At 60.5% G+C, this 13,863-nt stretch carries 12 protein-coding genes; 3 read left to right on the plus strand and 9 right to left on the minus strand.

Annotated features, from left to right (window positions below; genetic code table 11):
- Position 1 precedes the first annotated feature (1 nt).
- The 3 genes from ureG (at position 2) to ACM6I6_RS20850 (ending at position 2,510) form a co-directional block, all read left to right on the plus strand.
- The gene (ureG, locus tag ACM6I6_RS20840) at positions 2-616 is read left to right on the plus strand and encodes an urease accessory protein UreG (protein WP_274076826.1); all 615 of its coding nucleotides are present in this window, start codon (positions 2-4) and stop codon (positions 614-616) included.
- A gap of 29 nt (positions 617-645) precedes the next feature.
- Positions 646-1,218, plus strand: a complete 573-nt coding sequence (locus ACM6I6_RS20845; RefSeq protein ID WP_323607446.1) for a HupE/UreJ family protein — start codon at positions 646-648, stop codon at positions 1,216-1,218.
- A gap of 158 nt (positions 1,219-1,376) precedes the next feature.
- Positions 1,377-2,510, plus strand: coding sequence for an AGE family epimerase/isomerase (locus tag ACM6I6_RS20850; RefSeq protein ID WP_414920659.1), 1,134 nt, complete (start codon positions 1,377-1,379; stop codon positions 2,508-2,510).
- A 39-nt stretch (positions 2,511-2,549) separates the two neighbouring features.
- Here the strand turns inward: ACM6I6_RS20850 and ACM6I6_RS20855 are convergent, their stop codons facing one another.
- The 9 genes from ACM6I6_RS20855 to ACM6I6_RS20895 all read right to left on the minus strand — a co-directional run bounded on the left by ACM6I6_RS20855 (position 2,550) and on the right by ACM6I6_RS20895 (position 13,695).
- Complete coding sequence (locus tag ACM6I6_RS20855) at positions 2,550-3,455, minus strand: cation diffusion facilitator family transporter (RefSeq protein WP_414920660.1); 906 nt, start codon at positions 3,453-3,455, stop codon at positions 2,550-2,552.
- A 170-nt stretch (positions 3,456-3,625) separates the two neighbouring features.
- A complete protein-coding gene (locus ACM6I6_RS20860; protein ID WP_274076822.1) occupies positions 3,626-4,396 on the minus strand; it encodes an SDR family oxidoreductase in 771 nt (256 codons plus the stop codon).
- An 835-nt stretch (positions 4,397-5,231) separates the two neighbouring features.
- Positions 5,232-5,948 carry an ABC transporter ATP-binding protein gene (locus tag ACM6I6_RS20865; RefSeq protein WP_274076821.1) on the minus strand — a complete coding sequence of 239 codons (717 nt, stop codon included), beginning with the start codon at positions 5,946-5,948 and terminating at the stop codon, positions 5,232-5,234.
- On the minus strand, positions 5,945-6,817 hold the full coding sequence (locus ACM6I6_RS20870) for an ABC transporter ATP-binding protein (RefSeq protein WP_274076820.1): 873 nt from the start codon (positions 6,815-6,817) through the stop codon (positions 5,945-5,947). The genes ACM6I6_RS20865 and ACM6I6_RS20870 overlap by 4 nt, the downstream gene beginning before the upstream one ends.
- Positions 6,814-8,097, minus strand: coding sequence for a high-affinity branched-chain amino acid ABC transporter permease LivM (gene livM, locus ACM6I6_RS20875; RefSeq protein WP_274076819.1), 1,284 nt, complete (start codon positions 8,095-8,097; stop codon positions 6,814-6,816). Before livM ends, ACM6I6_RS20870 begins: the two co-directional genes overlap by 4 nt.
- A gap of 3 nt (positions 8,098-8,100) precedes the next feature.
- Positions 8,101-9,015 (minus strand): ABC transporter permease subunit, encoded by a 915-nt coding sequence (locus tag ACM6I6_RS20880; RefSeq protein WP_046819754.1) that lies wholly within the window; start codon positions 9,013-9,015, stop codon positions 8,101-8,103.
- Between the two features lie 255 nt (positions 9,016-9,270).
- Positions 9,271-10,404, minus strand: coding sequence for a branched-chain amino acid ABC transporter substrate-binding protein (locus ACM6I6_RS20885; RefSeq protein WP_274076818.1), 1,134 nt, complete (start codon positions 10,402-10,404; stop codon positions 9,271-9,273).
- A 362-nt stretch (positions 10,405-10,766) separates the two neighbouring features.
- A complete protein-coding gene (locus ACM6I6_RS20890) occupies positions 10,767-12,050 on the minus strand; it encodes an NAD(P)/FAD-dependent oxidoreductase (protein WP_274076817.1) in 1,284 nt (427 codons plus the stop codon).
- A 154-nt stretch (positions 12,051-12,204) separates the two neighbouring features.
- A complete protein-coding gene (locus ACM6I6_RS20895; protein WP_406592553.1) occupies positions 12,205-13,695 on the minus strand; it encodes an aldehyde dehydrogenase family protein in 1,491 nt (496 codons plus the stop codon).
- Positions 13,696-13,863: the final 168 nt, after the last annotated feature.

The following is a 13,863-nucleotide window of genomic DNA, read 5'->3' on the forward strand; positions in this document are numbered from 1 at the left end:
CATGAACACCCAACCTTTGCGCGTCGGCATCGGCGGCCCGGTCGGTTCCGGCAAAACCGCCCTGACCCTGGCCCTGTGCCTGGCCCTGCGCGAACGCTACAACCTGGCCGTGGTGACCAACGACATCTACACCCGCGAAGACGCGGATTTCCTGGTGCGCAACGAAGCGTTGGCGCCGGAACGCATCATCGGCGTGGAAACCGGCGGCTGCCCACACACGGCGATCCGCGAAGACGCCTCGATCAACCTCGAAGCCGTGGATCAGTTGAACCGCCGCTTCCCGGGGCTCGACCTGATCCTGGTGGAATCCGGTGGCGACAATCTCTCGGCCACCTTCAGCCCGGAGCTGTCCGACCTGACCATCTACGTGATTGACGTTTCCGCGGGCGACAAGCTGCCACGCAAAGGCGGACCGGGGATCTGCAAATCCGATCTGCTGGTGATCAATAAAATCGACCTGGCGCCGCTGGTGGGTGCGTCGCTGACCCTGATGGACAGCGACACCACGCGCATGCGCAACGGCAAGCCGTTCGTGTTCAGCAACCAGAAGACCGGCCAGGGCCTGGAAGAGATCATCGCCTTCATCGAACGCCAGGGCCTGCTGACGGCAGCCTGACCATGACTTATCAACAAGGAAGCTTCTGCATGACACTCAAACGCATTCTGGGCGCCATGGCCCTGCTGTTGACACCGGCCATTGCGCTGGCCCACCCGGGGCACGGTGACAATGGCTTGATCGCCGGTATTGGCCACCCGATCGGTGGCCTCGATCATCTGTTGGCGATGCTCGCGGTTGGCTTGTGGGCGGCGCAGCAGCAAGGTGCTGCGCGCTGGGTGCTGCCGTGCACGTTCGTTGGCACCATGCTGATTGGCGGGATGCTGGGGTTTGAAGGGTTGGAACTGCCGGTAATGGAAGGCGGGATTGCTGCGTCTGTGCTGGCGTTGGGCCTGGCGGTTGCCTTGGCGGTGCGTCCGCCTTTGAGTCTGGCGATGGGTGCCACTGCACTGTTCGCATTGTTCCATGGCGTGGCCCATGGCCTGGAATTGCCGGACATGTCGAGTCCTTGGGCGTATGCGGCAGGGTTTGTGGCGGCGACCGCAGCGCTGCATACCGCCGGTTATGTGATGGTGCGGGTGTTGCCTCAGGTGGCGGCGCCGCTGGTTCGACTGGCGGGTGCGGCTTCGGCGGCGACCGGAGTCTGGTTGTTGGCCGGCTAGCTCTCTATCGATTGTGCTGGCCTCTTCGCGAGCAAGCCCGCTCCCACACAGTTCCAATGTGGGAGCGGGCTTGCTCGCGAAGGCGGCCGGACAGACACCACATCCCTCAGGCCTGCTAACATGTCGCGCAATCAACCCTGCCGTGACGACGCCAGCCAATGCCGCCTGTTTCCCGCTCCGCCTCCCAGCCTGAACTGACCGCCCTGTTTGCCTCGGTGCAACAGCACTTCCAGGACGTGATCGTGCCGCTTTGGCAAGGCCCCGGCTGGAATGCCGACATGGCGCTGCCCTATGAGGCGCTGGACGCCGAGCACACGCCGCTGCCCCCGCAACGCTACCGGGCCATGGCCTGCGCGCGGCAGTTGTACCTGTTCGCCAGCCTGATCGACCAGGTGCCCGGCGCGCAGGAACGCGCGGCGGCACTGTTCCGTTCCTTGCAGCGGCACTTCCACGATGCCGAGCACGGGGGCTGGTTCTACAGCATCGACCCCCAGGGCGCGCCGCTGGATCAGCGTAAAGACCTCTACACCCACGCCTTCATTCTGTTCGCCTGCGCCCATTACTGGGACAAAGTCCGCGAGCCGCTGGTGGAATCGGTGCTCAACGCCGCACTGGAAGTGATCGCGCAACGTTTCGCCATCGGCGACGGCCTCTACGAAGCAAGCCTGGATCGTGACTGGTCATCGCTGAACAGCGGACCGCTGCAGAATCCGCTGATGCACCTGGCTGAAGCTTTTCTAGCCACGCTGGCAGTGCGTGAAGACCTCGCCGTGCAGCAGGCGCTTGTCGACTTATGCACAGGGATGCAGCAGCGTTTTATCGATCCGCAGCACGGCGTGTTGATGGAAAAACCCTTGGGCGCTGTGGATAACTGGTTCGAACCGGGGCATCAGTTCGAGTGGTATTTCCTGCTGGAGTCGTCCGAGTTGCTGCGCGGTTCACCCTTGCACGCTTCGCTGGAGCGCGCCTTTGCCTTCACCGAGCAATTGGGCGTCGATCCACAGACCGGTGCCGTGCGGGCCATGCTCGACCTGGGGCCGGACGGCTGTTCTCGGGACGCGACGCAGCGAATCTGGGCCCAGGCCGAGTACCTGCGTGCATTGACCCTGCGGCCGGGCAGCGAGGCTGCGGTACTTCGCCAGTTGCAGGCGTTGCAACAGCGCTCGCTGCACGCGGGTGGCTGGTATGAATGCCGGGACGAGCACGGTGAAGTGAGCCGTCGGGACATGCCGTCGACTACGCCTTATCACTTGGCGACTTGTTACCGTGGCTTGGCTGAGTATCTCGACTGACAGCTAAAAGATCGCAGCCTGCGGCAGCTCCTACAGGATTTACGCGATCCACTTCTTGTCCCCGGTAAAGCTGATGGTCAGCCACCTCGCCGCATCAGGCTTGCCGAGCTTCGCGGAAATTTCCTCTCGCAGCGCATCCAGCTGCACCACGCTGTGCAGCCGGTAATCCGTCGGCAACACGATGTGAATCTCGATAAAACAGGCCCGGCCGTGTTTCTGCACGTAGGAAACGTAGTCGTCGAAACCATGCTCGATCTTCGCCTCCGCCAGCACCTGATTCACCTTGTCGTCCAGCTGATCCGGGGCGATTCCCAGCACATCACGCAATGCCGGGCCAAGAATCCTGAAAGCCGGCGCGAGCATGCTCAGGGCCAGCAGGATCAGGATCAGCGGATCGACATAAACCGCCCACTCGGCGTAACCCTGGGTTTTGAGCAACAGCGCGGCGAGAAAGCTCACCAGCAAGCCTGCCGACAGCATCGCGTCTACCAGCCAGCTGATGTTGTCGAATTGCAGCAGCGTGGATTTCAGCTTGCGGTTGCGATAGCGCACGTAGAAGAAATAGGCGAACTCAACGACGGTAAACACCGCCGCGTAGACGATCACCAGCCCAAGCTCAATCTCGCGGCCACCATTGATGATGCCGAACACACCGTTGAGAAACGCGTAGATGGCGATCAGCAACAGGAAGCTGCCTTCGATCAGCAGCACCATGGGTTCCAGATGCCAGAAACCAAACTGGAAACGCTGGTTGCTTTCCTTGGCGATCAATTTTGCGGTGATCAGCATCAGCACCTTGATAAAGGTCGCGATCAGCGAGAAGAAGCCATCGAACAGGATGGATTGGGCGCCTGAGACAACGCCGGTGACGATACCGGCGATCGCCACGGCCAGCATCAGGAAGGTCGATTGCTTGAGCAGCGCCTGCTCGCCTCGGTTGCTCACATGGTCTCCTCGAACCTTTGAGCCGCAGGGTGCGGCGGGGTGTTGGATGAGGAGTCTAGCTGATGTCCGGCGCTGTCTGTTCCGCCCCCTTCGCGAGCAAGCCCGCTCCCACAGGGTTAGGCGCAATACCTGTGGGAGCGAGCTTGCTCGCGATTGGCCATAACGCGGTCTTACGCCTTGCCACCACTGCGATCAATCGCAAACCCGGCCCAGGTCTGGCTCACCGGCATCAGCTCCAGGCTGTTGATGTTGATATGCGCTGGCGCATTGAGGACCCAGAAAATGGTGTCGGCAATGTCTTGCGGCTGGATCGGCTCGGCACCGGCGTAGGTGGCGTTATAACGCTCCTGGTCACCGGCGAAACGCACCAGGGAGAACTCGCTCTCACACAGCCCCGGTTCGATGTTGCTGACCCGCACGCCGGTTCCCTGAAGGTCGCAGCGCAGGTTCAGGGAGAACTGTTTGACGAACGCCTTGCTCGCGCCATACACATGGCTGCCCGGGTAAGGGTAGTTGCCGGCGATGGATCCCAGGTTGACGATGCCGGCGCCACGGCCATGGGCGATCAGGCGCGGCAGCAGCAGACGCGTGCTGTACATCAGGCCTTTGATGTTGGTATCGACCATGGTGTCCCAATCGTCCAGGTCGCACTTGGGCGCCGGGTCGACACCCAGGGCCAGGCCTGCGTTGTTGATAAGTCCGCGCAGCTTGGCGAAGGACGGCGGCAGGTTGGCAATGGCTTCCTCCATGGCCTTGCGGTCGCGCACATCGAGCACCAGGCCATGCACCTCGGTCTGCTTCGACAACTCGGCGCACAGGGCGTTGAGGCGCTCTTCACGACGCCCCGTCAGCACCAGTTTCCAGCCGGCCTCGGCAAAACGTCGGGCACAGGCTTCACCAAAACCGGAAGTCGCGCCGGTGATAAACAGGGTGTTGGACATGGTGTTCTCCTTGCTACGGCTGATCGGCAGCCATTGGAATAGAAAATCAGCAGGCAGCATGCCCGGCCTTGCGCACAGCGGCAACCTGCGTGCTATCTGTACAAAAAACGAGCAAAGCTTGCAACGCCTTGCCGGCCGTGGCCTGCAGACATGTGCGCGCACGTTATCCACAAGCCGGTCCACAGCCTCTGGGGGCAAGTGGAAAAGCTGAAAGCCGCTATCCACAAGGCTTTGCGGGCTGATTTGAAACTTTTTTGCTTGACCCACATTGGCCTGCTGTGTAGCCCGGGGTCAATTTCCCGACCGGGCGGTCAAGCCCGCGGTGGCTCCAAGCCAGTAACCACGGCCCTCAGCCGAGTCTTTCCAGAGTTTAACCACAGACTTATCCACAGGCTTGTTCACTGGATTGGGCCACACTTTCCTCACCAAGAAAAAGGTTGACAAAGCCGCCTTGAAGGCCAGAAAAAACGCCTGGTCAAAAAACAACCATAGCGCTGCAGGCCACGTATTCAAAGGCGTTCAGACAGCTACTCCCACGTTATTCACAGCCAGTTCCACAGCAAACGGGGACAAGTCAAAACCGTGACAAAACAACTATTTGCAGCGGCTTTATGTCGCGCTTTCGGAGGTCCTCAATTTTGTTTTCCACAATTTCCCTTTACCTCACACCGCCGCTCTTGTAGGAGCTGCCGAAGGCTGCGATCTTTTGATCTTGATCTTTAAAAACAAGATCAAAAGATCGCAGCCTCGTTGCACGAGACAGCTCCTACAGGATTTGCGCGGGCGAAAAAAAACGCCCTGGTTTCGTCAGGGCGTTTTTATTGGACGCTAAGGCCTAGTGCCCGCCGAGATACGCGTTACGCACATCCTCATTGACCAACAGCTCCTTGCCGGTACCGGTCATGCGAATCTCGCCATTGACCATCACATAGGCCCGGTCCGACAGCCGCAGCGCATGGTTGGCGTTCTGCTCGACCAGGAAAATGGTCATGCCGGTCTTGGCCAGTTCCCGCAGGGTCGCGAAGATCTGCTTGACCACGATGGGTGCCAGCCCGAGGCTCGGCTCATCGAGCAAGAGCAATTTCGGCCGGCTCATCAGGGCCCGGGCGATGGCCAGCATCTGCTGCTCGCCGCCGGACATGGTCATCGCACGCTGGGTGCGCCGCTCTTCGAGCCGCGGGAACAGCTGGAACATGCGCTGCATGTCTTCCTTGGCGTACTTGTCACCGATAGGGATGGTGCCCATCAGCAGGTTTTCCTCGACGGTCATGTCGGGGAACACCCGCCGCCCTTCCGGCGACTGTGCGATGCCGTTGGAGGCGATGTAGTGCGATGATTTGTGGGTGATGTCCACGCCCTGGTAGAGGATCTGCCCGTCCGCCGCCCGCGGCTGACCGAAGATCGACATCAGCAGGGTCGACTTGCCGGCACCGTTGGAGCCGATCAGGCTGACGGTTTCCCCTTCGTTGATGTGCAGCGAAACGTTCTTCAGGGCCTGGATCGGCCCGTAGAACACATCCAGGTCCTTGAGTTCGAGGATGGGTTGGCTCATACCACTTCCTCTTCATCGGCGCCCAGGTAGGCGGCAATCACTTTCGGGTCGTTGCGGATGTCGTCGGGGCCGCCCTCGGCGATGACGACGCCGTGGTCCAGCACCACGATGTGGTCGGAAATACTCATTACCATACCCATGTCGTGTTCGATCAGCACCACGGTCAGATCGTGCTCGTCGCGCAGCAGCCGGATCATCGCGCTCAGCGCTTCGGTTTCCTGAGGGTTGAGGCCGGCGGCCGGTTCGTCGAGGCAGATGATCTGCGGACGGGTGCACATGGCCCGGGCGATTTCCAGGCGGCGTTGCTGGCCGTAGGACAGTTCACCGGCCAGGCGGTTGGCGCAGTCCACCAGGTCTACCACTTCCAGCCAGTAGAAGGCGTGGTCCAGCGCATCGCTTTCGGCCTTGCGGTAGCCCTTGGTATTGAGGATGCCGGCCAACATGTTGCGGTTGACCCACATGTGCTGGGCCACCAGCAGGTTTTCCAGCACCGACATTTCCTTGAACAGGCGAATGTTCTGGAACGTCCGCGCCAGGCCCGCCCGGTTCACCAGGTGGGTGCCGCCGAACATTTTGTAGCGCAGCCGGGTGATGAAGTTTTTTGGCGAGACGAAATCGGTCGGCTTGAACGATTCGCCCAGCAACTGGATGACGTTGGTCCGCTGCCCGCGTACGTTGAGTTCGATCTTGCCGCCGGAGGCCTTGTAGAATCCGGTCAGGCAGTTGAACACCGTGGTCTTACCGGCACCGTTGGGGCCGATCAGGGCGAAGATCGAGTTGCGCTTGACCTTCAGGCTCACATCATTCAACGCCTTGATGCCGCCGAAGTGCATCATCAGCTTCTCTACCGAGAGTACGACTTCGCTCATGGCGCTACTCCTTTACGCGGGGTCACACCGGTACGGCTGATCCGAATCAGGCCACGCGGTCTCCAGATCATCATCAACACCATCAGGATGCCGAACAGCAGCACGCGGTATTCGGCGAAGCCACGCAGCAGTTCCGGAGCCACGGTCAGGACGAAGGCCGCAATGACGACGCCTATGGTCGAACCCATGCCGCCGAGGACCACGATGGCGAGGATCAGGGCCGATTCGAAGAAGGTGAACGAGGTCGGGTTGACGAAACCCTGGTAGGTGGCGAAGAACACGCCGGCCAGGCCGGCTGTCGAGGCGCCGATGGTGAAGGCCGAGAGCTTGACCAGCACGTGGTTCAGGCCCATGGAGCGGCAGGCGATTTCGTCTTCACGCAGGGCTTCCCAGGCGCGACCAACCGGCATCTTGACCAGGCGATGCTTGATGTACAGCACGGCCAGAACCACCAGGAACAACACTGCGTAGATGAAGTAGTACTTCACGTCCGGGTTGTAGGCGATGCCGAAGAACTCATGGAACGGCACGCCGCCATCCTTCGCGCGCTTGCCGAATTCCAGGCCGAAGAAGGTCGGCAGGGGTGCCGGCATGCCGTTCGGGCCGCCGGTCAGGGACAGCCAGTTGTTGAGGATCAACCGGATGATTTCACCAAAACCCAGGGTCACGATCGCCAGGTAGTCACCGTGCAGGCGCAGTACCGGGAAACCGAGGATGCAACCAGCCAGCCCGGCGGCGATCGCCGCCAGCGGCAGCACCGTCCAGAAGCCCAACCCCAGGTACTGATAACCGAGCGCCAGGCCGTAGGCACCGATGGCGTAGAACGCCACGTAACCCAGGTCGAGCAGGCCGGCCAGGCCGACCACGATGTTCAGCCCCAGGCCCAGCAGCACGTAGATCAGCCCGAGGATGACCACGCCCAGCAGGTAGGAGTTGGAGAAAAACGGGAACACCACGGCGAGGACGATCATCAGCGGGATGATCCAGCGCAACCGCGACTTGTAGTCGGGTGCCAGTACATGCACCCCAGAGCCGGTGCTTTCAAAACCTTCGAGGATGCTCAAGCCCTTGGGGGTTTGCAGGAACATGCTCAAGGCAAAACGACCGGCCATGACGATGGCGACAATCCACGCCACGCGGCTGGTTTCCAGATTGAAGCCATAGCCATCGAGGACAACCCCGACAATCGGCCCGAACACGATCAGGGCGATCAGGCCGGCAAGAATCGCGTCAACCAGACTTTTCTTGAGATCAATGGTTTTTTTAGTGGTTGAGGACATCGCTTACACCTTCGACACAAGAGGACGGCCGAGCAGGCCTTGGGGCCGAAAGACCAGAACGAGAACCAGCAGCGAGAAACTGAAAACGTCTTTGTAGTCCGAGTTCACCAGGCCCGAGAACAGCGACTCGGAAATCCCGAGGATGATCCCGCCGAGCATGGCGCCTGGCAGAGACCCGATGCCGCCGAGCACCGCGGCGGTGAACGCCTTGATGCCGATGATGAAGCCGGCATAGAAGTCGAACGTGCCGTAGTTCATGGTGATCAGCACGCCGGCCAGGGCCGCCATCGCTGCACCGATGATGAACACATAGGAAATCACCCGGTCGGTGTTGATCCCCAGGATCGAAGCCATCTTGCGGTCTTGCTGGGTTGCACGGCACATGCGGCCGAGCTTGGTGTACTTGATGATGTAGGTCAGCGCGGCCATCCCGACAAACGCGGCGACCAGAATGAACACCTTGGTGTAGGTCAACTGCACAAAACCTGTGCCGACCTCGACACGCCAGGCCCCCGTGAGCAACGTGGGAACGCCCTGTTGCTTGGCGCCCTGGGCGATCTGCGCATAGTTTTGCAGGATCAGCGAGATACCGATGGCGCTGATCAGCGGTGCCAGTCGGGTGGAGTTACGCAGGGGTTTGTAGGCGACGCGCTCGATGACCCAGCCATACACCGCCGTGACGACGATGGTGAAGATCAGTGTGCCGAGCATCAGCAGAGGGAAGGATTCAATCCCGAAGTATGCCAGCAGAGCCAGACTGATTGCCGCGAGGTAAGCGGAAATCATGTAAACCTCGCCGTGGGCGAAGTTGATCATGCCGATGATGCCATAGACCATTGTGTAGCCGATGGCGATCAGGCCATAGACCGACCCGAGGGTGAGGCCGTTGACCAGTTGCTGCAGGAAAATACCATCCATAACGCAATCTCACGCAATGAGAACCTGCACATGTGGCTGTGCGGTTCTTCTAAGGAAAATACAGATTTACGTCGGAGCAATGTCAATCACGATCAGGCTGGACACCACGTCCCCCTGTGGGAGCTGGCTTGTCGGGTCGCCGCATCGCAGCGAAAGCGGTGTTCCAGCCAACATTGATGTCGACTGAACGGGCGCATTCGCGGGCAAGCCCGCTCCTACAAAGGATCAGTGGGGTTCAGCTGATCGGGTCAGCCCTTACTTCTGTTTTTCCAGCTGGTGGTATTTGCCATCCTTGTCCCACTGGTAAACCACGTAGTCGGAGACTTTCAGGTCGCCCTTGCTGTCCCAGGTCTTATCGCCCATGACGGTCTTGACCGTGTTCTTCTTCAGCCACGCAGCCGCTTCTTCGCCCTTGTTGGACTTGGCGCCGTTGAAGGCCGCCGCGAGGGTCTGGACCGAAGCGTAGGCGTACAGGGTGTAGCCTTCAGGCTCGGTACCGGCCTTGCGGAAGGCGTCTACCACGGTCTTGCTGTCTGGCAGCAGGCGTGGGTCGGCACCGAAGGTCATCAGCACGCCGTCGACGAATTGCGGACCGCCAGCGGTGGTCACCAGCTCGTCGGTCACGATGCCGTCGTCGGACATGAACTTGACGTCTTTCAGGCCTTGTTCACGCAGTTGGCGAACCAGAGGACCGGCTTCCGGGTGCAGGCCACCGAAGTAGACGACGTCGGCGCCGGCACCGCGGATCTTGGTCACGATGGTGCTGAAGTCTTTCTCGCCACGGGTCAGGCCTTCGTACAGCACTGGCGTTACGCCGCGCTTGACCAGCTGGGCCTTGGTGGCATCAGCCAGGCCTTGGCCGTAGGTGTCCTTGTCGTGCAGCACGACAACCTTCTTGCCCTTGAGCACGTCGACGATGTAGTCGCCGGCCACGATGCCTTGCTGGTCGTCACGACCGCACATGCGGAACATGGCGCTCAGGCCGCGTTCGGTTACCTGTGGGTTGGTGGAACCTGGAGTGATGGCGATGATGCCTGCTTCGTCGTAGATCTCGGAAGCCGGGATGGTCGAGGAGGAGCAGAAGTGACCGACCACGCCGGCGACTTTCTGGTTGGTCAGGTCTTTGGCGACCGTCACAGCCTGTTTCGGTTCGCAGGCGTCATCGCCCTTGACCAGTACGATTTTTTCCCCGTTGACGCCGCCCGCTGCGTTCACCGCATCGGCTGCTGCCTGTGCACCCTTCATGTACTGCTCGCCAAATGCCGCGTTGGCGCCCGTCATGGGTCCCGCTACGCCGATCTTGATGTCGGCCTGAGCAAACGCAGAAACACCCAACGCAGCTGCCACTGCGAGGGCCAGAAAACCTTTCTTGTAAAACGTCTGGGACATGAGGTGGTGCTCCATGGTTTTTTTAATTGGCACTGCGACTTCACTGACTGCTCAGAGCAAGGGCCGTGCCATCGGTTTTTTATTCTGAAAAAAGTCGCTGCTTTATTATTATTTCGACTGTCTCGGGCCCATTTTCATTGGGCGTGCAACCGTCTAAACCGCGGAAGGTAAAACCATTATTTTTTTGAGGCGCAACCCGCCTGCGCCATCATTGCAACCGCGGCAGTAAACGACGTGCAACCAGCCTGTAACAACGTGCGTCACCGAAGTGCACACTACTGGTGCGGGACTGCTACAACCCGCACCATTACAGGCTAGCTGCTGATCGAAAAAGCGCCGCTTTCGACTACAAAAATCAACATTCAGATTACGATCCGCAAGCACTGGCCCGCGTGATACAGCGAAAATCCCGCCTCGTACAGACAGCTGCGCAACCCCACCCCGGCCAATGGCTGCATGGGCGCGAAGGGAATCGGTAGCGCTTGAGGATTTCCGTTACACAAGTAATCGGCAAAGGCCTTGCCGACCACCGTCCCCGTGGTCACACCCCTGCCGTTGTAACCGGTGACTGCCACTAAACCGGGCGCCGGTTCGAACAGGCGCATCAAATGATCGGGGGTGAAGGCGATGCACCCGGTCCAGGTGCACTCCCATTCCACCGGTTTGAGGTAGGGGAAGTAGTGCTGCTGCACCCGGTCGGCCCAGGCCTTGAGAAACCAGGCCGGCTTCTGGTTGCCATTGCCGAGACTGCCGAGCAGCAGGCGCCCGTCTTTGTCCCGGCGAATGCTGCTGAGCACCTGGCGGGTGTCCCAGGACCCCTGGCCACCGGGCAGGATTTGTTGCGCGGCGTCTTCGGTCAGAGGCACCGAGGCCACCTGATAGTAATAACCGGGGAAGAAATTGCGCCGCAACTCGGTCCAGTCGCCTTCGGTGTAGGCGTTGGAAGCGATCACCACCTGTTCGGCCAGGACGGAACCCTGCGCGGTTTGCACCGACCAGCGCTGTCCCTGGCGTTCGAGGCGGGTGACCGGGGAATGATCGAACAACTGACCGCCCAGGCCGATGGCCGCCTTGGCCAATCCCGTTGTGTAGGCCATTGGGTTAAGCGTGCCGGCACGGCGATCGAGCAATGCCGCGGCAATTTTTTTGGTCCCCGTCGCTTGCTCGCAAGCTTGCCCGGTCAGCAGCTCGACGGGCGCGCCACGGCGTTTCCATTGTTCTTCACGACTGCGCAGATCCGCTTCGCCACGGGCGTTGTGCGCCATGTGCAGCGTGCCTTCGCGGCGCAATTGGCAATCGATGTTGTATTTGTCCACAAGGCTGAACACCAGGGACGGTGCTGCACCGAGCATGCGGTTGAGCTGGCTGCCCACCGCCTCGCCAAACCCGGCTTCGATCTCGTCCGGTGGAATCCACATGCCGGCATTGACCAGCCCGACGTTGCGCCCCGAGCCGCCATGCCCGGCGCGATGGGCTTCGAGCACACACACTGTCTTGCCCTGTTCCAGCAGATGCACCGCCGCCGACAGCCCGGTAAAACCGGCGCCTATGACGCAGACATCGACTTTCACTTCACCCTTGAGCGCCGTATTGTCGGGCCTTTGTGGCGTCAATTTTTCCCACAGACACTCTTCGCGTAACGGCATTGCCAGACTCCAACAGAAACCTAACCAACACACAAATCAGTGTGGGAGCGGGCTTGCTCGCGAAAGCGGTATGTCAGCCACCAATAATGTCGACTGACAGATTGCATTCGCGAGCAAGCCCGCTCCCACAGGGGATCATTGTTTGACTCGAGATTCAGTCAAACGTAATACCCTGCGCCAACGGCAACTCCAGCGAGTAGTTCACGGTATTGGTCTGACGGCGCATGTACCCGCGCCATGCATCCGAACCGGACTCACGACCACCACCGGTCTCTTTCTCGCCACCAAAGGCACCACCGATTTCCGCCCCGCTCGGGCCGATGTTGACGTTGGCGATGCCGCAGTCACTGCCCACTGCCGACATGAACTGCTCGGCTTCACGCACGTCGGTGGTGAAGATGCACGACGACAGGCCTTGCGGCACGGCGTTGTTCAAGCGAAGGGCTTCGTTGAAATCGCTGTAGCCGACCACGTACAGGATCGGTGCGAAGGTTTCATGGCAGACCACATCGCTCTGCTCCGGCATTTCGACGATGGCCGGCGAAACGTAGTAGGCATTGGGGAATTTGTCTTCCAGCTGACGCTTGCCGCCGAACACCCGGCCGCCTTCGCTCAGTGCCTGCTCCAGCGCGTCCTGCATGTTGTCGAAGCTTTGCTTGTCGATCAGCGGACCGATCAGGTTGCCTTCCAGCGGATGGCCGATGCGCACCTTGGAGTAGGCGGCCTTGAGGCGGGTGACGATTTCTTCTTTCACCGACTCGTGGGCGATCAGGCGACGCAGCGTGGTGCAGCGCTGGCCGGCAGTGCCGACGGCGCTGAACAGAATCGCGCGAACGGCCATGTCCAGATCGGCGCTTGGGCCGAGGATCATCGCGTTGTTGCCGCCCAATTCGAGGATGCTGCGAGCGAAACGCGCAGCGATTTTCGGCGCCACTTCACGGCCCATGCGGGTGCTGCCCGTGGCGCTGACCAGCGCGACACGCGGGTCATCGACCAGGGCTTCGCCCGCATCACGACCGCCGATGATGACCTGGCTCAGACCCGCCGGCGCATCGCTGAAGTTCTTCAGCACGCGGTCGAACAGCGCCTGGCAGGCCAGTGCGGTCAGCGGAGTCTTTTCCGACGGTTTCCAGATCACCGGGTTGCCGCAAACCAGCGCCAGGGCAGCGTTCCAAGCCCAGACCGCAACCGGGAAGTTGAAGGCGCTGATCACGCCGACGACGCCCAGCGGGTGCCAGGTTTCACGCATATGGTGGCCAGGACGCTCGGAGGCGATGGTCAAGCCGTACAGTTGACGGGACAGGCCGACGGCGAAGTCGCAGATGTCGATCATTTCCTGAACTTCACCCAGGCCTTCCTGGGTGATCTTGCCCGCTTCCCAGGAAACCAGCTCGCCGAGATCGGCCTTGTATTCGCGCAGGATGTCACCCAGTTGACGCACCAGCTCGCCGCGACGCGGTGCCGGCACCTTGCGCCACAGTTCGAATGCATGATCTGCACGACTGATGTGCTGCTCGACTTCAGCGGCACCTTCCCAGTTCACACTGGCAATGGTGCTGCCATCGATCGGCGAATGCACCGGCACCTTGCCGTTCTGGTACAGGGCCGGGTTTACACCAAGACGATCAAGCAATGCGGCAACCATGGGTCACTCCTCAAGCAAAAAACGGAACGTGTGCAGCCGCCGAATCACGACTGATCAGACCTGTAGTTTTAGCGCTCCCGAGGTTACTCAACAAACGACCATTAAGAGAGATATCATTCCGTTTATTCATGCTGTGCATTGCTGGCAATAAAGAGACAAGCAAAAAGG

This window comes from Pseudomonas sp. IT-P218, assembly GCF_949767605.1.
Classification (GTDB): Bacteria; Pseudomonadota; Gammaproteobacteria; order Pseudomonadales; family Pseudomonadaceae; genus Aquipseudomonas; species Aquipseudomonas putida_AE.